Origin of the sequence: Bacteroides caecicola (assembly GCF_023337095.1) — a bacterium.
Lineage (GTDB): Bacteria > Bacteroidota > Bacteroidia > Bacteroidales > Bacteroidaceae > Phocaeicola > Phocaeicola gallinarum.
In genome coordinates, this window is record NZ_JAMBLM010000003.1 from 112,771 (window position 1) to 138,432 (window position 25,662).

The following is a 25,662-nucleotide window of genomic DNA, read 5'->3' on the forward strand; positions in this document are numbered from 1 at the left end:
CAAAGAACAAAGGGGTCTTGAAGGAGCATATTTATTTAGTAATCATAATTTTTAATTCGTCCTCTAATTTTTAGTGGACAAAAAAGACCTAAACAGCATGATATAATTTTACAGAAAAAAAATCAGAAGAATTCACTAGGCTTCTTCCTGAGCGCCATGTTCTGTCGGTTAAAATTGTGCGAAAAATTCAGATAAGCATAATAACAATGTCATATGAAGTGGTAATATTCTATCATCTTCATATGACATTGAATATTTCAGGGACATTTACTGAATATCCCCATATTAAATCTGCCAATATATCGGGTCAGGCATTAACATAATATTTATTCATTATCCTTTGGAGTCAGGTCTGATATAATGTGGTCTATCTTCCTCTTCGGTTTCTCCCTCAGATTTATCATTTTCTTTATCTCCCATACCTAAGGGGGTAGGATAAAGTCTCTTTAGATCTTTGGGAGAGCCATCTTCATTCATATATTTTTCTAAAATCGAACCTTTCCCTGTAGGATAAAGTCTATTGGGGGTAGAAGCGTCTTCTGACGTGGAGGAATCACCCATACCTAAAGGTGTAGGGTAAAGTCTCTTGGGTGGTTTCGGGGAGCCGTCCGCATTCATATATTTTTCTAAAACGGTTCCTTTCCCAGTAGGGTAAAGTCTGTTTGGGGTAGAAGCGTTTCCTTCAGAACCTGGTCGTACATAATGTCCACCGGAAGCAGAGGTGTTTTCTTCAGAACCTGGTCGTACATAATGTCCACCGGAAGCAGAGGTGTCTTCTTCAGAACCTGGTCGTACATAATGTCCACCGGAAGCAGAGGTGTCTTCTTCAGAACCTGGTCGTACATAATGTCCACCGGAAGCAGAGGTGTCTTCTTCAGAATCAGGTTTGATATATTGCCCGTTATCTTCTTCACTTCCGGTATCGGTTGATGTATCAGAAGGTGGTATGTTTCCACAAATCACTCGATGTGAAACTACCAACGGCTCTCCCTTATCTCCTCCATAATACCAACAGTCGGTTTTACCGTTGAAAAACCAGTTCACAGTTTCACCGCCCAGATTACCTGGTCTGAGCCAGCCGATGCAGATATCATCATTCCAGTTTCTGTATTCGTGCTCATATATCAAATCGTAATCACAATGGCGGATTTTTATATATATCAGCCCAAGGTTAGTAGAAGGGATTTTTGCATTTGGCTTCATGAATTTCTGACAATACACCAATTGCTCATTTTCCAATCCATCTGTAGCTCCGGTGAATAATCCGTATCTTGTATTTGGATTACCTTTATTTGAATACCATCCGGACACCATTAAATTACTTGATTCCAGAGTATTAAATACCCTAATCTTTATTTTCTTTGCCATGATGAATGAATATAAGAGGAGTTATATAATTAATTTTTCTTTCTCGTTTAGGAGAGCAGGCCCCTTTAACTTTCCCTAACAAAATTATATTTTCAAAAATAACTTATTTATTTTATAACTCCAAAAAATAATCATTTTTTGGAGTTATATATTGTCATTGAAGTAAAATTTTAATAGAAATGACGTGCAGTTTTTTATCTTTCCACAAATTAGATTTACGATGATTACTATTTATAAATAATATGGTTCCCACATTTTTTCATTATTAACCTGCCTTTAGAACAAGCCCCAAAAAGAATCTATATGAAAATATTACATTTTTAGAGATTGACTGTTTTGACTGTCTTATTAAGTTTCAATATGATATCATGTGACAAAACAATAATAACGGTATAAGAAATTTAGAAGAATTAGAGGGCGAATAAATACTTATTACGATAAGTATTCTTTTATTGAAAGTGGTGAATTTGTTGAAGGTGAAGAAACATATGATTTTGAAACACCTCAATATGACTCTGAAAAAAGACTATCAAAAAACGGACCAAAAAGATATTTATAGAAGACACCGTCCATAATTTTGTGTAAATGGAAACGAGATTCAGTTATAGAATCTAGAAATTTAATACCCCACAAAGTTAAGAAGTTTCTCATATTGTTTTAACTAGCAACAAGTAGTGGGCGGAAATTCCGCCCACCTTCATTCTATTAACTTGAGAAATTTAAGAGGTCCGAACTCATCGGATTTTCTTCCCCATGTCCAATCGTGTTCATACATATCATCTCCCGACTGCTGTGGGGAGTCAAAGACAACTTTTACGTTCACTGAATACTTACATTCTTCTATTTCAGTAATAGTACCTTTTACCATTATACCGGTAAACATACATTCACACCTTTTTCCAATTATACTCTGATTTATTTCTGTAGTTTTCATATCTCAAATATCCGTTAAGCGACCAAACATTTCTGTATCATCCCCATATTCTGATTCACCAAGTTGATGATTTGCTCATGGAATTCGGTATTCTTATTACATACACCTCGACTTTGTACGACCTTTAAAGTTTTCAATGAAACCTCAATTGTTTCAATACGTTTTCCTTCAATGGTAGCCGATAGTATCAAAGAGTTTTCTTTCAGATAGTAGGAATTTGAAAATACGCAATGGTGCATTATCTCAGCTTCCTCAATAAAATCATGAACACTGCTCAAAACGTGTACTTGAATTATGCCGTCCGTAAATGAAATACCGAAGAACTTACCCTTTTGCTCTTTATATATCCTTTCATTTTCAATAGCTTGAGCCTTTTTGCGTTCATTATCTTCTCGTCTGATTTCATCATTCCTTCTTTTAACCAACTTGTCATGTTCTGAAACAATATCTTTCGGACAAACGTATTTGGAATTTTGAATGTCCATACCAAAGTGTTTCAGCAGTCTGATATAATCACACCATTCAGAAGCATTGGTGATTTCATAACCATTACGGATGCAGATTTTTAAGGCTGCCCAATATTCATTAATACCAGCATTTGAACGAATGAAATGACGGAACATTTCTATCTGACCGACTTTAAGTAATGTTTCCATCTTGTTATCAGATAGGATTGCCTTGAAAAAAGCATTGGGGGATATATTGTAGAACTTTCCCTTGAAGCCATTTCGTCTGATTTTTTTCATAATTCTGATATGTGGATAGGTGCATTGTGGAGTAATATCGTATGCAAAGTGGTTACTATTTGACCTCAGTTCCATGCAGCTGTGTTCATTCCACAAATCATAATACATAGAGTACATACACCGCAAACGTGCTATAATTTCACCTCTACCATTAGGAGCAATCCACTGCTGCACTATTTCATTAATTTCATATTTCGCTGAATAGCCAACCTTTCTATTGGCTCTGACAATAAAGAAACGGATTACCTGATAACCTTTACAGGTTGTAATGATAGAGAAATATTCTGTAGCTTTAAACACTCTCTGACGAGTTTTCATTATCTCCAATTTACTTCCACAATGAGGACAAATACATTCCGCATGGTCTGAGGAAGGGATATTTTCACCCTTCCAAGAATGACCACAATCGGTACAAGTCACAATTCCCTTACTCGTCATACGAGCAATATGGCTGAAACAATGCTTGTATGCGTATGCTTTTTGCTTCTCTGATATGCTTTTCAGCCTTTTTGATAATGTAACAATTTCAAACTGAATACGTGTTTTCGGCTTCATAATCAAAAATCAAATAATGAGGGTTGAACATTGGTTGTCTGAGTTGCAGATGATTTCTGTTTTGCTCTGCTCTGTAACTTGCTGAGTTCCATTTGCTGATATTGCTCAATAGCCTTTCTGCGTGCGTTCTGCTTTTCCTCTTCAGTAAGTTCAACATGGTGGTTTACCATTACTTTACAACTGATAGGCTTTCCGATTTCAATATCATCTTCATCATAGTAATGCATAGCCATAGAATAGATTTCATCATCATCAAATCCGTTCATTCCGCTTTTCTGAACTTCATTAAGTATATAGGTTATGCAATCGTCAATGTTCTTTGCCGGATTTGCGTATCGTGGTGCAAACAAATCGTCCGTCATTGCTCTATACTCCAAGTAGTTTTGGATAGCAGCCTTGAATAATTCAGTACCTTTCATATCTCACAAGTTTAATAGTTAAAAATTTTATGCGGATTCTAGAGCTGAGGGAGTTGAGTTTCAACCTTTGGTATCTGCCTCTCGTATATCCGACATTTTTTTTATGCGTCTTTCTTTCACTTCGGTCGTTTTCGTTTCAGGTGCTATAAAAGGTAGGTATTAGCAGATACAAGGTTTTTGTATAAAATACTACCCGAAGGGCTGGAGATTTTCTACAAAACCACCGGCTTGACCTTGTATCTGAGTAAAATACCGTAATTACCTTTGCACCAGAACGTAAATGGCCGTCAGAAGTGTGGAAAGAGAAATGAATGGAGGTATGCGATAAAAGAGGTAGACAAATTGAAATTGAAAGGACTTTCTGATTTTGTCACAAAATCAAAAAATAATATTCCAAGAAACAAAGGCGATTATACGAGTTTTTCTCACGGAAAACAAAACATAACCATTGAAAAATTTGTTATTCTTACAATACTAATATATTTTTGTACCTAAATTGAAGCTTATATGATAGAATCATTCATTGTAAAAAACTATAGAAGCTATCGTGATAGAACGGAGTTATCATTTGTGGCTTCAAAAAAAGAAGGCAATAAATCAAAAGATTTACCGCCTATTTGGTATAAAGAAATTAATGGTAAGCGTATATTACGTTTACTTTTATGTGTAGGTTTAAATGGAACAGGTAAATCCAAAATGTTTTCAGCTTTAAATTATTTGCGAATGATAGCAACTGCAAAGCCGCAAAAGCCATTTGATAAACCAGAATACAGACCATTCCTATTGGATAATTTTTCTAGAACACAACCTACTGAGCTTTCACTAACATATTATATTAATGATGTTTGTTTCAATTATAATGTAAAAATATCATCTGAATGTATTGAAGAGGAAGAACTTAAATTGATTCAATCCCGGGGTTCTCGTATATTTTACAGACATCACGATAAAGAACTAGATAAAGTTGTAATAAGCTTTGGCAATGCATGTGATTTGTCTAAATCAGACCAACATGATTTGGAAGTAAATACCCTTGCTAATGCTAGTGTACTTTCAACTTTTGGTTCATTGAATTTAGATAGCCCAATTTTATCTAATAATTTGAATTATTTTGAGAATCGCATAAGTATGGTTCACAAATCTGATAAAAGTTTGGCTGATAAACTTCAAACTGGAGATTCTGAAAAAGATAAGGTTTTGAAGAAATTACTTTTACGATTATTAGACGATGTAGGAACAAATATTTGTGATTATGTTATAGAAGAAGCTAGTTTAGATATAACACAACTTAAAACAAACGGTGCGCCAGATATAGTTATTAAGGCTATGATGGAGCAATATCCATCAGGAATTATTACTCACAAAAATTTACGATTTATCCATTCAACAAAAGATGGGAAAAATGGATTAGATTTTGAATTAGAATCTTTGGGCACAAAAAACATTATAAAATTACTAGTAGTATTATATGATATAATTATTGGTGAAAAAACTACTTGTATAGATGAAATAGAGTATGGTATACATACTAAAGCACTTGCTTTTATTCTTAAGATGTATTTAACTATTGCCGAAAATTGTCAACTTATAGTAGCTACACATGATTTATCCTTACTTAATACTGATTTTTTAAGGAGAGATGCAGTACGGCTATTTGAAAAAGACGAATACGGTTCAACTAGTGTTCGACGTAGAGACTATTTACATAATACAATAAGTTTTTATAAAACTTACGAGAAGGAAGTGTTTCCTCAAATAGATGAACTTATGAGTAAAATAGATATGTTTCTTAAGTATAAGGACGATATCGAGAACAATTTTCAATAACATTAAAATGATAATAATATTAAGAGCTTCTATATGGAGCTCTTTTTTATTGTGCACCACCTTACACATCTATTTTACCACGGTAAATACTATATATAACTATATCCTTATAGTATAAACTTTTGTTTTACGTGAAAAATTCACGTAAAAGTTTTGTTTCTACACAATAAAAAAATATATTTGCATCGTGAACTCGAATTTAAGACCCTGGCTAATGGACCAGAGAGTTCATATTTTTTATTATGTATAGAATATTTATTTCTCATTCATGGTCGTATTCAAAGGATTATGACAAGATTGAATCTTTCCTTCGTCAAGAAGGGGTTACTTTTTACAATCATTCTGTTCCAAAAGATAATCCTATACATACAAATGGAACAGATAAGCAATTATCAGATGCTATAGAGGCAAAAGTTAAAGGATGTAGCTGTGTTATAATTCTTGCAGGTGTTTATGCTACTTATAGCAAATGGATAAATAAAGAAATAGCAATGGCAAAAAGATATAACAAACCAATAATTGCAGTCCAACCATGGGGGGCAGAGCGCACTTCTTCTGTAGTAAAAGATGCTGCAACAGTTATTGTTGGTTGGAATGCTAAATCTGTTGCAGATGCAGTTCGTAACTATGCTATTTATCAAACACTTTAACACTCTAGCTACATGAAAAAAGCATTATTAATTGGAATCAATGATTATCCTGATGGGAATGAGCTGACGGGATGTATAGAAGATATCAATAATGTCAGAGCTGCAATTGAACGACATGAAGATGGTTCTCCGAATTTCGGCGTAAAGATGATGCCGAATGCACAAACTTCAAGAGAGGTAATGGAAGCTATTAAACAACTTTTTGCTGGAGATAATGATACTTCCCTTTTATATTTCTCAGGACACGGTTATGCGAACAACACTGGAGCAGAGATAGTTATGCCACAGGATATTTCAATAAAAGGTCAGTATTATACAGGAATACAGATGTCAACGATAATGAATATCGTCAATCAATCCCATGTTCATAATAAAGTTATAATCTTGGACTGCTGTCATTCTGGGAATATGGGAAAATACAATCTTCAAGATGCAGGTAGTGTTTTGAACACAGGTGTCTCTATTTTAACTGCTTGCCGTGACGATGAGGTTGCTATGGAAGCTGGTGGTCATGGACTTTTTACCGAGTTATTGTGTGCTGGACTTAATGGAGGAGCATCAGATTTCTGTGGTAATATTACAATCGGTGGTGTTTATGCATATATTGATCGTTCATTTGGACCATGGGATCAAAGACCTGTCTTTAAAACAAACGTTACGGAATTCGCACCATTACGTAAAGTTAAGCCACAAGTTCCTCTATCGGTTATTCGCGAACTTACAAACCTTTTTATAGATCCTAATGAAGATATGGCTCTAGACCCATCTTTTGAGGACACAAATAACCCATCAGTACATCATGAGTATATCCCACCTTATGCTAATGCAAACAATGTCAGAAAATTTAAATTATTGCAAAAATTACAAAGTATAGGATTTGTCAAACCTATAGATGAAGAGTTTATGTATTTTGCAGCAATGCATAGTACTGGGTGTAAATTAACGGAATTAGGAAAATATTATTGGCGATTAGTAAAAGAAGGAAGAATTTAATATGGAATATTTTAGTGAATCATATTTTCGCAATATAGTAAATAAGATATCTATTAATGAGCAACGTTCATATAGTGAAGGGGTTCAGGGAGCACCTTTTAATAAACAGTTCGATATATTTCTTTCTTACAATATTTCTGATTTGAATGTTGTAAAAGGTATATATTATGTTCTATCAAAGATGGGTTTTAAAGTCTATCTTGACTGCATAGTTGATCCTGATATGAAAAGGAATGAGACTGATAAAAACACAGCTAGAAGGTTACAAAATAGACTAAAGAATAGCAAATCTTTAATTTATGCTCAATCTCCAGAAGCAGGGAAAAGCAATTGGATGCCATGGGAACTAGGTGTTGTAGACGGTCATACAGGTAAATGTATGATTATGCCTGTTACAAAAGAAGCCCAACCGGTAACTCCTAGACGTGAATACCTACTTCTTTATCCATACATTAAGCCTTATGGAATTGATGATAAAATGAAAGTTTTCACAGATTCATATTCATCTACTGGAGAAGATCTTATTTCATATATTCGGAAATAATTTGTTAATATCAAGCAGAGTTGTCTCGACTGTATAATTCGAGATATATAATTATAAGAAAAAACAACATGGCAACAAATTCACCGTACGGAGATGGACATCGTAATGGAGCAGTAAGAGGTAGGTCACAAACTTTTAATCCGAAAACTCAACAATATGTAAAGAGAGACACTCAAACTGGCCGTTTTATTGATGTAAAAAAAGACGGAACCCCATTCAAAGGTGTCCGAAAAGAAAAATAAATGTAGTATTTGAAGCGTGATGGTATCAAAATTCATTTTTGAAAAGATGAACTCATAATTGAAATTTGAATATCCTAGAAGAGTAAAAAATGGTCGTATCATTACTATATAGAAACCTGGTGCGGCCATTTTAATATTATACTTACAATCTGTAACTTTTTTTGGGGGCATATTAATTTGACACACCTCTCTTATTATGAACGCCATTATAATATGTATTATAATTCCTAATGAAGCTAATTTACTGAAAATGCATAATCAAAAACAGAATGGTATGAGATAAATGATAATATTTATGATAATACACAAGCTGACAAATTTCTATGCAATATTCTTAAACTCTTATTATGCGAAACACTGAACTGCTAATACTATAATAAGGTTTTTCCTATAATATTCTACCTATTTTTACTTCTTCAGTATCTTTACTCATCCTGCTTCATATTGCAATATATCTAAGATTACAAAATTACAGAAGATTTTTCATCATTAGAAATATACTTTTTTTCATGCTCAGTCACATAATGCAGGAATTCAATCGTCTTCAAACGTTGTTCAACACTTGTTTTAGATACAAGTACAGGTTCTTCATCACTGGCACACCAATGGGCATACATATCAATAAGTGCCTGGATTTCTTTCCTTATATATTGTGGAACACGCATGGTTACAGAAGGAGAGTTTCCGGCAAGTTTCTTCCTGCCAGTTCCTTTTCTTCTTCCCCCCTTTCTTTTGTGTTATAATCTTCTCAATATCAACAGAAGTTAGAATTTGAGGTCTATAATATTCAGGTAAACCACCCTTGGCCTTGTAATAATAGCTGCCATAAGGATTTCTCCATACCCGATCGAGTTTGTTCAACAAGTAGAGTCGAATAACTTCTTTGCACAATTCATGGTCATAAATATTCCTGACTGATTTTGTCACATTTTCAGAGGTATAAAATGGTATAATAATATCGTATTTCGTAACGAGAGTATTTGTCGGTTTCATAATATAAAATGAGTTATTTGATTTTGTTACTTTTTCAAAAGGCATAATTAATGCTTATATAAAGCATACCAGGAACAGAATGATTGCAGCAATCGCAATCCATTTGACGATAGTGAGTATTACAGAGAATGCAAACCTCATTATGCTTGAAATGAGAGTAAAGCCAATAAGCAGCCCTATGGCTATAACCACTTCTTTGGTAATGATGCAGTTAAGCAGCCAGCAAAAGCCTATCAGAACACCAATATAAAATATCAGCTTGATTAGAGATATAACTCGATAATGTGAAGCAGGCTGATTTACAGGTTGCTTCTTCAATGATTCATTTGATATAAAAGTAGGTTCTGTTTTCATAAGCATCCATTTTAGAAAGTTAATATTAGGTCGGGATAGAACAACCTTTGTTTCAAGAGCTTTATAAAGGTCGGATTTCAGAAAAGGCAAGGACTATGGGATAAATACAACCTTCAGGTGGAGATTTCTCCCATAGCCTTTGGGAATCCTTGCCGATTGAAAGCCGGAAATTACCTTTGCACTTGAACAAAGGTTGTCCCGACTTTAACAGGTAAAACTGAATCAGAAAACAGGAAGCTCGTTTCTTTCAATAATAATCTGTATGCAACCTGTTAGTTCAGTGTAAAGTTCATCATACTCTGGTTTACCGTCAAAATCATCATCAAGTTTATATTTGGCAAATGTTTTCTGAATAGCTGTATTGCCCAAAAGGATAGCTGCCAACCTCTCAGCAAGACTCTGAGGTATATTTTCTGCAAACTCATTCCATAATACTTCTACAATTGTATCATACTTGGAAAAGTGAAGTCCATTGTACATAATTTCATTTGCAGCTTCTTCAGCTTCAAGATCTGAAAGACCAATGGTTATGGCATTGGCATATACATTCAATGCTTCATCTGCACGGCTACTTAGGAAAGCTTTGTCATTGGACAATTCCGGATGATGTTCACTGATATACTTCCCCAATAAAGACTGGAAGTAAGAAAGTTCTCTTTTTTCGTTTGTTTTCATGTTACCTACTTTTTTATTTGGTTAATGGAATCATTGAAATTATCTAATTTACCTGCAAGTGCCAGCATATCTTCTTCTATCTTCTTGTTTGTTATACGGGCATATACTTGTGTAGTCCTTATATTGGTGTGACCAAGCATTTTTGACACAGATTCAATAGGAACACCTTTACTTAATATCATTGTAGCAAATGTATGTCTTGCCAGGTGATAAGTCAAATTCTTTTTAATACCACAGACATCACCGATTTCTTTTAAGTAACTGTTCATCTTCTGATTGGATAATATAGGAAGAAGTTTACCATCCTTCGTTCTTCCTCTATACTTTTCAATAATCATAGCCGGAATATCGAGCAACAAAATATTACTTGGGACTTTTGTCTTCTGACGTGTAGTCATTATCCATCGTTTACCATTAAGTGTGACTATATTGTCTTGTGTTAGATTTGCCACATCTATGTATGCCAACCCACAGAAGCATGAAAAAATAAAAATGTCCCTTACAGCTTCAAGTCGTGCTGTCGGAAATTCCTTTTCCATGATACATTTTATTTCTTCATCTGTAAGGAAACCTCGGTCAACATACTCCAATTGGAAATGATGATTCATAAACGGATCATGAGTAATCAAGTCTTTCTTTTGGGCATCCCTAACAACAGTCTTAAAGAACTTTAATATTTTGGTTGCAGTGTTGATTTTAAGATTAGCTACAGAACGCAGGTATGTTTCAAAATCATTGATAACCTGATGTGTCAGTTCTTTGGGCATCAAGTCTTTACGTCTATACTTATATCGCAAAAAATTCTCAAAATGACGTTTGGTCCCTGAATATTTGTGATAGGTAGCTTTTGCTTTGATTGTTCCTACCTGAGCCTGCAGTTCTTTTAAATAATCATCATAGAATTCAAGAAAGGTAATTTTTGCCTTATCCTTCCCAAGAAAAAAATTCTTTATTTTTTCAAGAGTAAGGTCAGCATCACTCTCATGGCGCTTAAAGATTTCCTGGAAAGATGTAGATATTTCATCCAATTGAGCATTGACAACCAATGCCTCCTGAGTACGCCCTTTCATTCGGCTTGTTGAATTACACCACAATTTTTTATCCACATAGATACTGGATGAACCTACATTAAGCATTTCTTTGTTTAAATAGATTCTGATCATCAATGGAGATTTACCACTTTTGTTCTCGTAATTGGAGCGTACATAGAACGACACTTTAAAAATCATTCTCATAATAACTAATCATTTTTTAGTGTAGCAATTTTGCCACAAAGTTCGACATAATTTATTATGAATGAGTGATTTATAAGGCGTCAATTTGGCTATCTTTTGACCGTCACTGCTACATTTTTTTGCCAAAAATGCAAAGTCATTTTCTGTAGCAGAGAATTCAAGATGGTATTCATCTCAAATTTTCTGCTACATTTTTGTGACAGCAAAATTTCTGTAGCAGAAATTGTAGCAGAAATTGACTAAGATATGACTGCCAACCGATGCTGGATGGCCTTCATCTTGAAACAAAAATATACGAAAAAAGCACCGTAATCAATTGATATACGGTGCTTTGACTCCTTGAGTGAAGGTTTAATTGAATACCTTCTTTTAGTCTCGTTGCGGAAGCTGGGGGATTCGAACCCCCGGTACGGTAACCCGTACGGCAGTTTAGCAAACTGCTGGTTTCAGCCACTCACCCAAACTTCCTGTTAATGGAAAATTAACATTTTGAAATTGAAGTGTAGCGCATACGGGAATCGAACCCGTGTTTCAGCCGTGAGAGGGCCGCGTCCTAGGCCACTAGACGAAAGCGCCATGTTTTTTGCGGAAGCTGGGGGATTCGAACCCCCGGTACGGTAACCCGTACGGCAGTTTAGCAAACTGCTGGTTTCAGCCACTCACCCAAACTTCCAAAGAATTCATTTTCTCTCAAATGCGGTGCAAATGTAGGAGAACTTTTTCATTCTTGCAAACATTTACATGATTTTTTTATCGTGTTTTCTATGGATATTTATTAACTTTGCACCAATGAAAACGATAAGCATTTAACACTTAACAAGATAATAATAAAACAATGGAATTAGCAAGTAAGTACAATCCCGTTGATGTGGAGGGGAAATGGTATCAGTATTGGCTGGATAATAAACTTTTCAGTTCGAAACCCGACGGACGCGAACCGTATACCGTCGTTATTCCGCCACCCAATGTGACCGGAGTTCTTCACATGGGACACATGCTTAATAATACTATACAAGATATATTGGTGCGTCGTGCCCGCATGATGGGCAAAAACGCTTGTTGGGTTCCGGGAACCGACCATGCTTCTATCGCTACTGAGGCGAAAGTGGTAAATAAGCTTGCTCAGCAAGGTATCAAAAAAACGGATCTTACCCGCGATGAGTTTTTGAAACATGCTTGGGCGTGGACGGATGAACATGGTGGCATTATCTTGAAGCAGCTTCGGAAGTTGGGAGCGTCTTGCGACTGGGACAGAACTGCGTTTACGATGGATGAAAAACGCAGCAAAAGCGTTATCAAGGTTTTTGTCGACCTTTATAATAAAGGACTTATTTATCGCGGTGTACGCATGGTAAACTGGGACCCGAAGGCCTTGACTGCGTTGTCGGATGAAGAGGTGATTTATAAAGAAGAACATAGTAAACTATACTACCTGCGCTACATGGTAGAGGGTGATGCTGAAGGACGTTATGCCGTAGTTGCCACTACACGTCCTGAAACGATTATGGGTGATACGGCGATGTGTATCAATCCTAATGACCCGAAAAATCAATGGTTGAAGGGTAAGAAGGTTATCGTGCCTTTGGTTAATCGCGTAATCCCGGTTATCGAAGATGATTATGTGGATATCGAGTTTGGTACAGGATGTCTGAAAGTTACTCCGGCACACGATGTAAACGACTATATGTTGGGTGAGAAACATAATCTGCCCAGTATTGATATTTTTAATGATAACGGAACTATCAGTGAGGCTGCCGGACTGTATGTGGGCATGGACCGTTTTGATGTGCGCGAGCAAATAGAGAAAGACCTTGCGGCTGCGGGATTGTTGGAAAAAGTGGAAGCCTATACTAATAAAGTTGGATGTTCAGAACGTACCAACGTTCCTATCGAGCCTAAGTTGTCCATGCAGTGGTTCTTAAAGATGAAGCATTTCGCAGATATGGCGTTGCCTCCGGTTATGAACGATGAACTGAAGTTTTATCCTCCTAAATATAAAAATACATATAAGTATTGGATGGAAAACATTAAAGACTGGTGCATCAGTCGCCAGCTTTGGTGGGGGCATCGCATCCCGGCTTATTTCCTTCCTGAAGGCGGGTTTGTTGTGGCTGAAACGCCGGAAAAAGCGCTTGAACTTGCCAAGCAGAAAACCGGACGTGAGGATATGAAGATTGAAGAACTGCGTCAGGATGACGACTGTTTGGATACTTGGTTCTCATCGTGGTTGTGGCCTATCTCTCTGTTCGACGGCATTAACAACCCCGGCAATGAAGAAATCAAATATTATTATCCTACCACCGATTTGGTTACCGGTCCTGATATTATCTTCTTCTGGGTGGCGCGTATGATTATGGCGGGTTACGAATATATGGGCGATATGCCGTTTAAGAATGTTTATTTTACCGGAATCGTGCGTGATAAGATCGGTCGTAAAATGTCTAAATCGTTGGGTAACTCGCCCGATCCGTTGGAATTGATTGATAAGTACGGAGCCGATGGTGTGCGTATGGGTATGATGCTTTGTGCGCCTGCCGGAAACGATATCTTGTTTGATGAAGCTCTTTGTGAACAAGGTCGTAACTTCAATAACAAGATATGGAATGCGTTCCGTCTGGTTAAGGGATGGCAGACTGCCGAAATAGATCAGCCGGAATATGCACGTTTGGCTACAGAATGGTTTGAAGCCATGTTGAACAAGACGATTGCCGAGGTAGAAGACCTTTTCGGAAAATATCGTTTGAGCGAAGCGTTGATGGCTGTTTACAAATTATTCTGGGATGAGTTCTCAAGCTGGTATTTGGAAATGGCGAAACCGGCTTATGGTGAGCCTATTGATAAGGTTACTTACGAAAAAACGCTCGGTTTCTTCGATACGTTGCTTAAACTTCTCCATCCGTTCATGCCTTTTATCACCGAAGAATTGTGGCAGCATATTTACGACCGCAAGGAAGGCGAAAGCATCATGACTCAGCAGTTGCCGGCTGTACAGGACGCAACGGCAGAAACCGATACTATCTTGAGTCGCTTTGAAACCGTAAAAGAAGTGGTCAGCGGTATCCGTACCATCCGTTTACAAAAGAATATAGCTCAGAAAGAGCAACTTTCACTGGAGATTGTCAATACGGGTTCGCTCGGCGAAGCATGGGGAGAAGCCATTATCACCAAACTTTGCAATCTTTCTTCGATAGAGGTGGTAACAACTAAATCTGAAGGAGCTGCTACCTTTATGGTAGGTACTACGGAATATGCTGTCCCGTTGGGCAATCTTATTAATGTTGAGGAAGAACTGAAAAAACTGGAGGCCGACCTGAAGTATCAGGAAGGATTCTTGCAGAGCGTACTGAAGAAGTTGGGTAATGAAAAATTTGTGAGCAAAGCTCCGGCAAACGTTATTGAAATGGAACATAAGAAACAAGCCGATGCCGAGACCAAGATTGCCGCATTAAAGGAAAGCATTGCCGCATTAAAAAAATAATTTATCTAATCAGGCTAAACACAGAAACGCCATGCAAGGAAGTGATAGTATAGTCATTATTCCTACTTATAATGAAAAGGAAAATATAGAAAACATTATCCGGGCCGTATTTGGCTTGGAGAAATGTTTTCATATATTGGTTGTCGAAGATAATTCGCCCGATGGCACAGCCGATATCGTGCGTCGGTTACAGAACGAATTTCCCGAACGCTTGTTCATGATAGAGCGGAAAGGGAAGTTGGGATTGGGTACGGCTTATATCGCCGGATTCAAGTGGGCTATCGAGCGGACGTATGAATATATCTTCGAGATGGATGCCGATTTCAGCCATAACCCGAATGACCTTCCCCGTTTGTATCGGGCATGTCATGACGAAGGAGGAGATGTATCCATCGGTTCACGTTATGTAAGTGGAGTAAATGTCGTAAACTGGCCCATGGGACGTGTATTGATGTCGTACTTTGCATCGAAATACGTACGGTTCATTACGGGCATACCGATTCATGATACTACGGCGGGGTTTGTATGTTACCGTCGCTCCGTGTTACAGACTATTCCGTTAGACCAGATACGTTTCAAGGGATATGCTTTTCAGATAGAGATGAAGTTTACCGCCTATAAGTGCCGATTTAAGGTGGTAGAGGTTCCGGTTATATTTATTAATCGCGAGCTGGGCACATCGAAGATGAACAGCAGTATTTTCGGCGAAGCCGTGTTTGGAGTCATTCGTCTGAAGTGGGATAGTTGGTTCAAGAAATATCCGATAAAAAAATAAAGAAAGGGTAATGAAGAAACACTTGCTGTTACGTCGGGAAGTCTCTTCATTACCCTTTTTTAGTCTTTAATTTTCATTCTTTTTTATTTTAGACATGCTGTGTATATATAATGCGATTATAGTAAACGAAGGTAGCCGTTTTGTTGGCTCTGTACTGGTGGAAGGCGAAATAATCCGTAAGGTAATAGCGGGCGAGGGACGTCCGGCAGAGCAGTGCGACGAGTGGTTGGATGCACAAGGCTGTTACCTCATTCCCGGTGTTATAGATGATCACGTACACTTTCGCGACCCCGGACTGACGCATAAGGCTGATATGGCTACCGAAACGGCTGCTGCGGCTGCCGGTGGGGTGACATCGTTTATGGATATGCCGAATTGTAATCCGCAAACTACCACCCTTGAGGCTCTCGATAACAAGTTTGCCGATGCCGCTACCAAGTGTGTGGTAAACTATTCATTCTATTTCGGGGCGACCAACAATAACGCTGATATGCTGAGCCAGTTAGATAAAACACATGTATGCGGCGTGAAACTTTTTATGGGAGCCAGTACGGGCAATATGCTTGTCGACCGTATGGATGCTTTGCGTAAGATTTTCTCTGGGGCGGGGATGCTGATTGCCGTCCATTGCGAAGACCAGCAGGTGATTCGCCGCAACACAGAGCGTATCCGCGAACAGTATGGCGACGACCCGGATATCCGGTTCCATCCTGTTATCCGCAGTGAAGAGGCATGTTACCAGTCTTCATCGCTCGCCGTACAGTTGGCTAAAGAAACCGGTGCGCGGCTACACATTTTGCATGTCAGTACGGCTCGCGAGTTGGAGTTGTTCGAAGATAAACCGCTTTCAGAAAAGCGTATTAGTGCCGAAGCGTGTGTTTCTCATCTTTGTTTTTGCGATGAAGACTATGCCACGCTGGGAGCACGCATCAAGTGTAATCCGAGCATCAAGACGAGCGCCGATCGGGATGCGTTGCGCAAGGCGTTGTCTACCAATCTTATCGACGTAATTGCCACCGACCATGCCCCCCATCTGCTGTCCGAGAAGCAGGGTGGTGCATTAAAGGCGGTGTCGGGAATGCCCTCACTCCAGTTTTCTTTGGTAAGCATGTTCGAGTTGGTTCGTGAAGGCGTGTTTACGGTAGAACAGTTGGTACAGAAAATGTGTCATGCACCTGCCGAACTGTTCCAGATTAAAAACCGTGGATACATTCGTCCCGGATATCAGGCAGACTTGGTGTTGGTTAATCCTGATAAAGAGTGGGTGCTGACGTCTGATTGTATTCAGAGCAAATGCGGATGGAGTCCGATGGAGGGCAGACACTTCCATGCGAAAGTAGAAAAAACGTTTGTAAACGGTGCGCTGGTTTATACCGATGGCAAGGTAGACCGTAGTCACCGTGGACAGGCTTTGACGTTCGACCGTTAACAGATACCGTTATGGAAGGGAAGATTATTTACCGGATACACGAACTGACGGAATACATCAATTGGATTTATTTCTTTCATGCGTGGGGATTCCAGCCTCGTTTTGCTGCAATAGCCGATGTGCATGGATGCGATTCTTGTCGGGCAATGTGGCTGACCCAATTTCCTGAAGAAGAACGTGGTAAAGCGGCAGAGGCCATGCAACTTTATAAAGAGGCACTCCGGATGCTGGACGGGCTGGACGAAGACTATCGGGTATATGCCGTTTATCGGTTGATGGAGGCAAATGCCGATGGGGATAATTTGTTGTTAGACGGGAAACGTTTTCCGCTGTTGCGCCAGCAGACCCGCGTTCGCCCCGGCGATCCGTATCTCTGTCTGAGCGACTTCGTACGCCCGCTTTCTCATGGGACCGATACTGTGGGAGCTTTTGCCACAACCGTGGATGCGGAAATGGAAGAACTTTATGCCGATGATGATTATAAGCGTTTATTGGTAAAGACACTTGCCGAACGGCTTGCCGAGGCTGCTGCGGAGAAAACCCACGAAACCATCCGTAAAAAGATTTGGGGCTATGCTAAGGATGAGAATCTGACGATGAAACAACTCCTGCGTGAGGAGTATCAGGGGATTCGTCCGGCGGTGGGGTATCCCTCATTGCCCGATATGTCTGTATCTTTCTTGCTTGCAGAGTTGTTGGATATGGAAGGCATCGGTATTCGGCTGACGGAAAACGGAATGATGCAGCCTCATGCTTCGGTGTGCGGACTGATGTTTGCCCATCCTGCTTCGCGCTATTTTTCGGTAGGCAAGATTGACGGCGAGCAACTTGCCGATTACGCCCGGCGGCGCGGATATTCGCTTGAGACAATGAAAAAATTTTTGGCGGGAAACATTGAATCCGCCTCTTGAGAGAATTGAAAATCTTTTATTAGTGTGATATATGATTTTACTGAGAGTATCATTAATGTTTCTTCTCCTGCTGTTGCTGCCCGACTGGTATATCTATAAAGTATACGTACGTGGTGCGCAGCGTAAATGGATAAAGAGGCTGTATTGGCTGCCTACCGTGTTGCTGCTGCTGGTATTGTTGGTTTTTCTGATTATCAACGAAAATTTCGGACACTATTTCGGGGTATATCTTGTGGTTACGTTATGTATTGCTGTGCCGAAACTGGTATACGTCCTTTCCAGTCTTTTGCTGCGCGGTGTCGGTAAGCTGTTCCGGTGTGCCGTTCCTCACGGCATGATTTCTTTGATTCCGGCATTGGCTGTGTTTTGTTATATTTATTACGGAGGGACAAAGGGGAAAGAAAATTTCCGGGTGAATGAAGTAACGTTTGTCTCGCCCGACCTCCCCGATGCGTTCAACGGTTATCGGATTCTGCAAATATCAGACATTCATTCCGGCAGCTGGGAGCGGAATCAGGAAGCCTTGCAAGATGCTATCCGCCTGTGTAATGAGCAGCATCCTGACTTGGCGGTGTTTACCGGCGATTTGGTGAACAGTCGTGCCGATGAAATGAAAGACTTGATGCCTGTATTCTCACAGTTGAAAGCAAAAGACGGTGTTTATTCCATCTTGGGCAATCATGATTATGCCACTTATACTCATTGGAATTCGGAAGCTGAGCGATTGGCGAATGTCGATACGCTTATCAGTCGCGAGAACCGTATGGGGTGGCAGATGTTGCTTAACGAAAATCGTATCATCCGCAGGGGAAACGATTCGATAGCGCTGGTGGGAGTGGAGAACAGCGGGAATCCGCCTTTCCCAGACCTCGGCGACTTGCCCAAAGCCTTGCGCGGAACGGATGGCATGTTTAAAGTGCTGTTGAGTCACGACCCGACCCACTGGCGGCGTGAGGTGTTGCCCCAAACAGACATTCAACTGATGTTGGCAGGGCATACCCACGAAATGCAGGTCAGTGTGTTCGGATTTTCGCCCTCCCAATTCATTTATCCTGAGCATTGCGGAATGTATCTGGAAGGCAAGCGCGGACTTTATGTCAATATAGGTTTGGGCTACGTACTGTTCCCGATGCGCTTGGGGGCATGGCCTGAAATCACAGTCATCACTTTACAGAAAGAAAAATAATTGTTTATCATCACAAAAACTGATTTATGAGATATTTGTATATTGTTTACCAAATTTGTATCGGATTACCTATCTTTATCGTTCTTACGTTGCTTACCGCTCTCACCACGATGGTTGGTTGCTGGCTGGGGAACGGACACTTTTGGGGATATTATCCCGGAAAAATCTGGTCGCAACTGACGTGCCTTGTTTTCTTGTTGCCGGTAAAGGTCGAAGGGCGCGAAAACATCGACCATCATACCTCGTATGTTTTCCTTGCCAATCATCAGGGAGCGTTTGATATCTTCCTGATTTACGGCTTCTTGGGGCGGAACTTCAAGTGGATGATGAAGAAAAGTCTGCGCAAGATTCCGTTTGTGGGAAAAGCGTGCGAGTCGGCAGGTTTCATCTTCGTCGACAAGTCGAATCCGCGTTCGATGTATAAAACCATCAAGTATGCCGAACGGGTGCTGACCAACGGTACTTCACTCATGGTTTTCCCCGAAGGACGCCGCACGTTTACGGGTAAGATGAACGAATTTAAAAAAGGGGCTTTTTTCATTGCCGACCAGCTTCAAATGCCTGTCGTGCCGATGACGATAAACGGTTCGTTCGAAATATTTCCCCGTACCGGAAAACTCCTGTCGCGTCATCCGCTGACGCTTACCATTCATAAACCCATCTATCCGATAGGGAAGAAGGGTACGGAAAACCTCGAAATGCTGATGGAAGAATCGTATAAGTCGATAGCAAGCGGGTTGGACGAAAAATACAAATAAGCCGAATTCAGCGCATTATCCCAATAAAAACGCGGGGACATTTCGACAGAACGTAATGTTCGTTTCACTCGAAATGTCCCCGCGTTTTTTTCTATTCGAAAGGCAGGTGGTTTCTATTCGGAAAGCTCAGTGTTTCTATGGGTAGAACCGACCGGTTCTATGGGTAGAAAAAATCAGTGAATGATACCCATCTTTTCCATGTTGCTGCGTGCGGCACTCACATAGTCTTTTACCATCGGATTATTCTTGAACGAATCGGGAGCCTTTTCTACGATTTCCTCCATCGTGGGCGTAAGAAACGGGAACGGCATGTTGCTTCCTATCCAAAAAAAGATGCCCGGCCCCAGCGCATTTTCGTAATTGTCTTGGATAAAGTTTTTGATGAGATTGTTTCGCTCTTCTTGCAGTTGGTTGCGTTTTCTTACAATTTCGTGTTGCTCCTGCGGTCCATACGTGCCGTCCATAATCATGCGGCTTTCTTCGTACTCTACTTCCGAAGCGCGGTCGTCCAGCGAGTTCTGGCTCAAAATGAAATTGTTGAAACTGTCATTCAGCGGTGTACCTTTGATGGTGATGCGCGCATTATCTATCCGGATAGAAATGTTACCCTGCTCAAGCACGATGGGGATGATTTTCTTGTCATCCATGTATAGCATCGTGAAAACCGTAGAGTCGACCTTCCCTTTCATCTTGAACAGGCCGTGTATGATTTCTGCCGAGTCTATATCAATCAGGTTATCGCCCGTCGGTACTTTGATAAAAAGCATCTTGCCGTCAAGCGTAGAGACGGAAGAAGAGCCCTCTATTTTATACTTTTTACTGCAAGAGGCGCATAGAACAGCACACAACAGGAAAAAACAAAATCTAAACATGTAAATCTCCTTTTGAATTTTACACAGCAAAGGTATAATCTTTCGGTTAGGGTAGGAAAAAAATTATCATAAATTAAACTATATAGAGGATTATTACTGATTTACGGGGGAATGTTCTTTTTTTTACTATTTTTGCAGTTCAGACAGGTCGTAGCGTGTGGCCTGACGGATTATTTTAATAGACTCATGTAAAAAATAAAGCAATGAAAAAACTGAAAGTATTAGCACTCGCATTGATTTGTGCAGCCTTCACTCCGGCAAAGGCGGACGAGGGTATGTGGTTACTCCAGCTTATGCAGGAACAAAACCTTGCCGAGCGCATGAAAGCGCAAGGGTTGGCAATGGATATTGCCGATATTTATAGTCCGGACCATGTGACGTTGAAAGATGCAATAGGTATATTCGGACGCGGATGTACGGGCGAAATCATTTCGCCGAACGGATTGATTCTGACAAACCATCATTGTGGTTACGATGCCATCCAGCAGCACAGCTCGGTTGAGCATGATTACCTTACCGACGGATTTTGGGCAAAAAGCTATGCGGAAGAGTTGCCTACTCCGGGGTTGACATTCAAGTTTGTAGAACGCATTGTGGATGTTACCGACAAGGTGAACGAGGATATCAAAAAAGGAAAGGTTACCGAAGCCGAATCATTCGGCAGCAAGTATCTGAAAAAACTTGCCGACGAGGGACTGAAGAAGAGCGACCTGAAGGGCAAACCGGGCATTTCTACTCAAGCGCTTCCGTTCTACGAGGGCAATAAATATTATTTGTTTTTCATTAAAACGTACAGCGACGTGCGCATGGTGGCTGCCCCGCCTTCATCCATCGGTAAGTTTGGCGGTGAAACGGATAACTGGATGTGGCCCCGGCATACGTGCGACTTCTCTGTGTTCCGTATCTATGCCGATAAAAACGGTAACCCGGCAGAATATAGTCCTGAGAACGTTCCTCTCAAAGTGAAAAAACATCTTGCCATCTCGCTGAAAGGGTTGCAGGAAGGCGATTATGCCATGATTATGGGATTCCCCGGCAGTACAAGCCGTTACCTTACCGAGAGCGAAGTGCGCTTGCGTATGGAGGGTACGAATATCCCCCGCATTGCCGTGCGCGAGGCACGTCAGGCTGTGTTGCGTAAAGAAATGGCTGCCAGCGATAAAGTGCGCATCCAGTATGCCAGCAAGTTTGCATCGTCAAGCAACTACTGGAAAAACTCCATCGGTATGAATAAAGCCATCATCGATAATAAGGTGTTGGAGGCGAAGGCAGAGCAGGAAGTAAAATTCCTTGAGTTTGCCAACAGTAAAAACAACGATGCGTATGCAAAGGTAGTGGGGCAGATTGATGCCTATGTAGACCGCGTATTGCCGATTCGTACCCAGTTAACTTACTTTGCGGAAACGTTCCGTAACGGTATCGAATTTTCGTTGGCTTCTAAAGTGTCGGTTTTGAGCGACTTGGGTGTGGCTTTGGAAAAGAACAAAAAGAAAGACATCGAAAAGGCGATAGCCGACTTGAAAGAGGCTTACGCCGAAATCCATAACAAGGATTACGACCACGAGGTAGACCGCAAGGTGGCTAAGGTATTGCTGCCGCTGTACGCCGGAAGTGTGCCGGCAGAAGCATTGCCCGGATTCTACAAAACCATCCAGACCGAGTTTAAGGGCGATTACAATGCTTACATAGACGCTTTGTATGACAACAGCATCTTTGCCAATGAGAAAAACTTCAATGCCTTCATCGCTAATCCTACCCGGGAAGCCATCGACAAAGACCTGTCGGCACAATATGCAAACGCGGTAAGCGATATGTATAAGGAGTTGACTAACAAGCTGGATGAGGCAAACGGCGATATCAATCTGTTGCATAAAACTTACGTTCGCGGACTGTGCGAAATGTATGCTCCCACGCCGAAAGCTCCGGATGCAAACTTCACTATCCGTCTTACGTATGGAAACGTGAAATCGTATGACCCGAAAGACGGTGTTCACTATAAATACTATACCACACTGAAAGGGGTAATGGAAAAAGAAGACCCGAATAATCCGGAATTCGTAGTGCCTGCTAAGTTGAAAGAACTTTATGCTACCAAGAATTACGGACGTTATGCTCTGCCTAACGGCGAAATGCCTGCTTGCTTCCTGACTACGAACGATATTACGGGCGGTAACTCCGGTTCGCCGGTGATGAATGGCGACGGTGAGTTGATCGGAGCAGCTTTCGACGGCAACTGGGAGTCTCTTTCAGGTGATATCAATTTCGACAATAACCTTCAGCGTTGCATCGCGGTGGATATCCGTTACGTGTTGTTCATCATCGAGAAGTTGGGCGGCTGTAAGAATTTGATTGACGAAATGACGATTGTAGAATAAAATAATCACACTCAGTATGAAAAAAGCGATTTTATTGTGCTCTTTGCTGGGCTCGTTGGCGGTCTCTACGGCGCGTGCTGATGAAGGCATGTGGATGCTGACCGACCTGAAGCAGCAAAATGCGGCGGCAATGCGTGAGCTGGGACTGGATATCGGTATCGACCAGATATATTGCCCCGACAGCATCAGCCTGAAAGATGCCGTTGTCCACTTCGGAGGCGGCTGTACGGGCGAAGTCATTTCGGCAGAAGGTTTGGTGCTCACCAACCATCACTGCGGGTATAAATACATCCAGCAACACAGCTCGGTGGAACATGATTACCTGACGGATGGCTTTTGGGCTATGAACCGCTCGCAGGAGCTTCCTTGCAGCGGGCTTACGGTGACGTTTATCGACCGTATCCTTGACGTGACAGATTACGTGCGCGAACAGTTGGCTAAAGACGAAGACCCGGAAGGGTTGAACTATCTGTCTCCGTCGTACCTGTCTACGGTGGCATCGCGTTTTGCCGAACAGGAAAACATTGCTGTCGATACGTTTACTGTTCTCGAACTGAAGCCGTTTTACGGTGCCAACAAATACTATCTGTTTGTGAAGACCGTTTATAAGGATGTGCGCATGGTAGGAGCTCCTCCTTCTTCTATCGGAAAATTCGGAGCCGATACGGATAACTGGATGTGGCCCCGTCACTGCGGCGACTTTTCTATCTTCCGTATTTATGCGTCGAAAGACGGAAAACCGGCAGAATACAGTGCCGATAATGTTCCGCTGCGCGTAAAGAAACACATCGCCATCAACCTGCGGGGTGTGAAAGAGGGCGACTTTACTTTCGTCATGGGATTCCCCGGACGCAACTGGCGTTATATGATAAGCGATGAAGTGGAAGAACGTATGCAAACCACCAACTTCATGCGCGACACCGTGCGCGGAGTGCGTTTGCGCGTGTTGGGTGAGGAAATGAGCAAAGATGACAAAACCCGCATCCAGTATGCTGCCAAGTATGCTTCGTCTGCCAATTATTGGAAAAACGCCATTGGCATGAACGAGGGACTGGTACGGCTGAAGGTGTTGAATACGAAGAAAAAACAGCAGGAGAGCTTGCTTGAGTTCGGACGCGAGACTGGTAATGATGATTACCTTAAAGCATACGAAACCATTAAAGACATCGTGGCAAAACGTCGGGATGCGGTTTATCACCAGCAAGCCATCTATGAAGCACTGATGTTGGGTACGGAGTTTTCTGAAATCCCCAATACCGATAACCTTTTGGAGGCTTTGCAGCAGAAAAACAAAAAAGCGATAGCCGAAGAAACCCAACAGCTCCGCGAGGCAGGAAAGAAATTCTTCAATAAAGATTACAGTCCGTCGGTAGACTGTAAGGTGTCGAAACAGCTTATTGCGCTTTATGCCCGTTTGATACCGGCTGCGCAACGCATCAGTGTGTTCCGTCTGATTGACGATAAATATCAGGGCAGTACCGATGCGTTTGTAGACGCTTGTTTCACCCGTTCCATTTTCAGCAGTGCCGAAGCGTTGGAGAAATTCTTGAAAGGCCCTGCTGCGGAAACGTTGGAAAACGACCCGATGGTAATCTACGCCAAGTCGGTAAAAGAAGGATATCAGGCTACGAGCGACGCTATGAAGGCTGAAACGAACGCCTACAACCTTGCCCATAAAACGTGGGTGGCAGGTATGTTGGAACTGCGTCGCCGACAGGGGAAAGCTATTTATCCGGATGCCAACTCTACGTTGCGTCTGACTTACGGTAAAATAGGCTCGTACGAACCTGTTGACGGTGTGGAGTATTTATATTACACTACCTTAAAAGGCGTGATGGAAAAAGAAGACCCCGATAATCCGGAGTTTGTAGTGCCCGCTAAGCTGAAAGAACTTTACGAAAAGAAAGATTATGGCGAGTATGCGATGCCCGATGGCAGAATGCCGGTTTGCTTTGCTACGGCAACCGACAATACCGGAGGTAATTCGGGTTCGCCGGTGTTTAATGCGAAAGGTGAACTTATCGGTACCGGCTTCGACCGCAACTATGAAGGGCTGACAGGCGATATCGCTTATAATCCCCAGTTGCAACGCGCCGCTTGTGTTGACATTCGCTACACATTATTTATTATAGACAAATATGCCGGAGCGCGTCATCTGATAGACGAAATGACGATTATCCGTTAAGACAAAAACAGATATCATCTTGATATGCCTGCCCGCCTGCCTGCATCTTGCAGAAGGCGGGCAGGCTTTTTTTATGATGAGCTTATTGATAAACTGACAATAAAAACAAATGAATACTTACGAATATTAGTTTATTCGAAAAAAAAGTGTCAATTTAT

21 protein-coding genes and 3 tRNA genes are annotated in these 25,662 nt (G+C 40.9%); 13 read left to right on the forward strand and 11 right to left on the reverse strand.

From position 1 onward, the window contains the following. Positions 1-333 precede the first annotated feature (333 nt). The 3 genes from M3085_RS03765 to M3085_RS03775 all read right to left on the reverse strand — a co-directional run bounded on the left by M3085_RS03765 (position 334) and on the right by M3085_RS03775 (position 4,022). A complete protein-coding gene (locus M3085_RS03765) occupies positions 334-1,368 on the reverse strand; it encodes a hypothetical protein (protein WP_249052328.1) in 1,035 nt (344 codons plus the stop codon). Positions 1,369-2,316: 948 nt separating this feature from the next. Continuing rightward, entirely contained in the window at positions 2,317-3,603 is a 1,287-nt protein-coding gene (locus M3085_RS03770) for a PcfJ domain-containing protein (protein WP_249052329.1), read from the reverse strand. Positions 3,604-3,605: 2 nt separating this feature from the next. Next, a complete protein-coding gene (locus M3085_RS03775) occupies positions 3,606-4,022 on the reverse strand; it encodes a PcfK-like family protein (protein ID WP_249052330.1) in 417 nt (138 codons plus the stop codon). Between the two features lie 507 nt (positions 4,023-4,529). Here M3085_RS03775 and M3085_RS03780 point away from each other — a divergent pair. The 5 genes from M3085_RS03780 (at position 4,530) to M3085_RS03800 (ending at position 8,278) form a co-directional block, all read left to right on the forward strand. Then, positions 4,530-5,849: an AAA family ATPase gene (locus M3085_RS03780; RefSeq protein ID WP_249052331.1), complete on the forward strand. Its 1,320-nt coding sequence runs from the start codon at positions 4,530-4,532 to the stop codon at positions 5,847-5,849. A 242-nt stretch (positions 5,850-6,091) separates the two neighbouring features. Then, positions 6,092-6,499 carry a TIR domain-containing protein gene (locus M3085_RS03785; protein ID WP_249052332.1) on the forward strand — a complete coding sequence of 136 codons (408 nt, stop codon included), beginning with the start codon at positions 6,092-6,094 and terminating at the stop codon, positions 6,497-6,499. A 12-nt stretch (positions 6,500-6,511) separates the two neighbouring features. Continuing rightward, the gene (locus M3085_RS03790; protein ID WP_249052333.1) at positions 6,512-7,492 is read left to right on the forward strand and encodes a caspase domain-containing protein; all 981 of its coding nucleotides are present in this window, start codon (positions 6,512-6,514) and stop codon (positions 7,490-7,492) included. 1 nt (position 7,493) lies between these two features. Beyond that, positions 7,494-8,036: a TIR domain-containing protein gene (locus tag M3085_RS03795; RefSeq protein ID WP_249052334.1), complete on the forward strand. Its 543-nt coding sequence runs from the start codon at positions 7,494-7,496 to the stop codon at positions 8,034-8,036. Between the two features lie 68 nt (positions 8,037-8,104). Then, complete coding sequence (locus M3085_RS03800; protein WP_249052335.1) at positions 8,105-8,278, forward strand: hypothetical protein; 174 nt, start codon at positions 8,105-8,107, stop codon at positions 8,276-8,278. A 618-nt stretch (positions 8,279-8,896) separates the two neighbouring features. Here the strand turns inward: M3085_RS03800 and M3085_RS03805 are convergent. The 7 genes from M3085_RS03805 to M3085_RS03835 form a co-directional block, all read right to left on the reverse strand. Next, entirely contained in the window at positions 8,897-9,271 is a 375-nt protein-coding gene (locus M3085_RS03805; RefSeq protein ID WP_249052336.1) for a hypothetical protein, read from the reverse strand. Between the two features lie 54 nt (positions 9,272-9,325). Further along, complete coding sequence (locus M3085_RS03810; protein WP_249052337.1) at positions 9,326-9,625, reverse strand: hypothetical protein; 300 nt, start codon at positions 9,623-9,625, stop codon at positions 9,326-9,328. Between the two features lie 222 nt (positions 9,626-9,847). Continuing rightward, positions 9,848-10,300 (reverse strand): DUF1896 family protein, encoded by a 453-nt coding sequence (locus M3085_RS03815; RefSeq protein WP_249052338.1) that lies wholly within the window; start codon positions 10,298-10,300, stop codon positions 9,848-9,850. A gap of 5 nt (positions 10,301-10,305) precedes the next feature. Continuing rightward, complete coding sequence (locus M3085_RS03820; protein ID WP_249052339.1) at positions 10,306-11,535, reverse strand: site-specific integrase; 1,230 nt, start codon at positions 11,533-11,535, stop codon at positions 10,306-10,308. A gap of 381 nt (positions 11,536-11,916) precedes the next feature. After that, positions 11,917-12,003 (reverse strand) — tRNA-Ser (locus M3085_RS03825). Positions 12,004-12,038: 35 nt separating this feature from the next. Next, positions 12,039-12,111, reverse strand: a tRNA-Glu gene (locus M3085_RS03830). A gap of 10 nt (positions 12,112-12,121) precedes the next feature. After that, positions 12,122-12,208, reverse strand: a tRNA-Ser gene (locus tag M3085_RS03835). 162 nt (positions 12,209-12,370) lie between these two features. Here M3085_RS03835 and M3085_RS03840 point away from each other — a divergent pair. From M3085_RS03840 to M3085_RS03865, 6 genes are all read left to right on the forward strand, one after another. Further along, positions 12,371-15,013 (forward strand): valine--tRNA ligase, encoded by a 2,643-nt coding sequence (locus M3085_RS03840; protein WP_249052340.1) that lies wholly within the window; start codon positions 12,371-12,373, stop codon positions 15,011-15,013. Between the two features lie 31 nt (positions 15,014-15,044). After that, entirely contained in the window at positions 15,045-15,788 is a 744-nt protein-coding gene (locus M3085_RS03845) for a polyprenol monophosphomannose synthase (RefSeq protein ID WP_178256905.1), read from the forward strand. A 94-nt stretch (positions 15,789-15,882) separates the two neighbouring features. Continuing rightward, positions 15,883-17,217 (forward strand): dihydroorotase, encoded by a 1,335-nt coding sequence (locus tag M3085_RS03850; protein WP_249052341.1) that lies wholly within the window; start codon positions 15,883-15,885, stop codon positions 17,215-17,217. 11 nt (positions 17,218-17,228) lie between these two features. Next, on the forward strand, positions 17,229-18,128 hold the full coding sequence (locus tag M3085_RS03855) for a vitamin B12 dependent-methionine synthase activation domain-containing protein (protein ID WP_204499912.1): 900 nt from the start codon (positions 17,229-17,231) through the stop codon (positions 18,126-18,128). 31 nt (positions 18,129-18,159) lie between these two features. After that, entirely contained in the window at positions 18,160-19,314 is a 1,155-nt protein-coding gene (locus M3085_RS03860) for a metallophosphoesterase (protein ID WP_249052342.1), read from the forward strand. Positions 19,315-19,340: 26 nt separating this feature from the next. After that, positions 19,341-20,072 carry a lysophospholipid acyltransferase family protein gene (locus M3085_RS03865; protein WP_178256909.1) on the forward strand — a complete coding sequence of 244 codons (732 nt, stop codon included), beginning with the start codon at positions 19,341-19,343 and terminating at the stop codon, positions 20,070-20,072. Positions 20,073-20,245: 173 nt separating this feature from the next. Here the strand turns inward: M3085_RS03865 and M3085_RS03870 are convergent, their stop codons facing one another. Then, positions 20,246-20,944 carry a DUF4369 domain-containing protein gene (locus tag M3085_RS03870; RefSeq protein WP_178256910.1) on the reverse strand — a complete coding sequence of 233 codons (699 nt, stop codon included), beginning with the start codon at positions 20,942-20,944 and terminating at the stop codon, positions 20,246-20,248. A 203-nt stretch (positions 20,945-21,147) separates the two neighbouring features. On the opposite strand from M3085_RS03870, the gene M3085_RS03875 reads away from it, so the two are divergent. Beyond that, positions 21,148-23,319 carry a S46 family peptidase gene (locus M3085_RS03875; RefSeq protein ID WP_249052343.1) on the forward strand — a complete coding sequence of 724 codons (2,172 nt, stop codon included), beginning with the start codon at positions 21,148-21,150 and terminating at the stop codon, positions 23,317-23,319. 16 nt (positions 23,320-23,335) lie between these two features. Further along, positions 23,336-25,504: a S46 family peptidase gene (locus M3085_RS03880; protein ID WP_249052344.1), complete on the forward strand. Its 2,169-nt coding sequence runs from the start codon at positions 23,336-23,338 to the stop codon at positions 25,502-25,504. Positions 25,505-25,662 lie beyond the last annotated feature (158 nt).

Excerpts from the sequence above, each read along its gene's own strand:
- M3085_RS03870 (WP_178256910.1), bottom strand. The coding sequence starts at position 20,944 with ATGTTTAGATTTTGTTTTTTCCTGTTGTGTGCTGTTCTATGCGCCTCT.
- M3085_RS03875 (WP_249052343.1), top strand. The coding sequence starts at position 21,148 with ATGAAAAAACTGAAAGTATTAGCACTCGCATTGATTTGTGCAGCCTTC.
- M3085_RS03775 (WP_249052330.1), bottom strand. The coding sequence starts at position 4,022 with ATGAAAGGTACTGAATTATTCAAGGCTGCTATCCAAAACTACTTGGAG.
- M3085_RS03770 (WP_249052329.1), bottom strand. The coding sequence starts at position 3,603 with ATGAAGCCGAAAACACGTATTCAGTTTGAAATTGTTACATTATCAAAA.
- M3085_RS03795 (WP_249052334.1), top strand. The coding sequence starts at position 7,494 with ATGGAATATTTTAGTGAATCATATTTTCGCAATATAGTAAATAAGATA.
- M3085_RS03800 (WP_249052335.1), top strand. The coding sequence starts at position 8,105 with ATGGCAACAAATTCACCGTACGGAGATGGACATCGTAATGGAGCAGTA.
- M3085_RS03820 (WP_249052339.1), bottom strand. The coding sequence starts at position 11,535 with ATGAGAATGATTTTTAAAGTGTCGTTCTATGTACGCTCCAATTACGAG.
- M3085_RS03785 (WP_249052332.1), top strand. The coding sequence starts at position 6,092 with ATGTATAGAATATTTATTTCTCATTCATGGTCGTATTCAAAGGATTAT.
- M3085_RS03765 (WP_249052328.1), bottom strand. The coding sequence starts at position 1,368 with ATGGCAAAGAAAATAAAGATTAGGGTATTTAATACTCTGGAATCAAGT.
- M3085_RS03810 (WP_249052337.1), bottom strand. The coding sequence starts at position 9,625 with ATGAAAACAGAACCTACTTTTATATCAAATGAATCATTGAAGAAGCAA.
- M3085_RS03850 (WP_249052341.1), top strand. The coding sequence starts at position 15,883 with ATGCTGTGTATATATAATGCGATTATAGTAAACGAAGGTAGCCGTTTT.
- M3085_RS03840 (WP_249052340.1), top strand. The coding sequence starts at position 12,371 with ATGGAATTAGCAAGTAAGTACAATCCCGTTGATGTGGAGGGGAAATGG.
- M3085_RS03815 (WP_249052338.1), bottom strand. The coding sequence starts at position 10,300 with ATGAAAACAAACGAAAAAAGAGAACTTTCTTACTTCCAGTCTTTATTG.
- M3085_RS03865 (WP_178256909.1), top strand. The coding sequence starts at position 19,341 with ATGAGATATTTGTATATTGTTTACCAAATTTGTATCGGATTACCTATC.
- M3085_RS03845 (WP_178256905.1), top strand. The coding sequence starts at position 15,045 with ATGCAAGGAAGTGATAGTATAGTCATTATTCCTACTTATAATGAAAAG.
- M3085_RS03880 (WP_249052344.1), top strand. The coding sequence starts at position 23,336 with ATGAAAAAAGCGATTTTATTGTGCTCTTTGCTGGGCTCGTTGGCGGTC.
- M3085_RS03855 (WP_204499912.1), top strand. The coding sequence starts at position 17,229 with ATGGAAGGGAAGATTATTTACCGGATACACGAACTGACGGAATACATC.
- M3085_RS03805 (WP_249052336.1), bottom strand. The coding sequence starts at position 9,271 with ATGAAACCGACAAATACTCTCGTTACGAAATACGATATTATTATACCA.
- M3085_RS03780 (WP_249052331.1), top strand. The coding sequence starts at position 4,530 with ATGATAGAATCATTCATTGTAAAAAACTATAGAAGCTATCGTGATAGA.
- M3085_RS03860 (WP_249052342.1), top strand. The coding sequence starts at position 18,160 with ATGATTTTACTGAGAGTATCATTAATGTTTCTTCTCCTGCTGTTGCTG.
- M3085_RS03790 (WP_249052333.1), top strand. The coding sequence starts at position 6,512 with ATGAAAAAAGCATTATTAATTGGAATCAATGATTATCCTGATGGGAAT.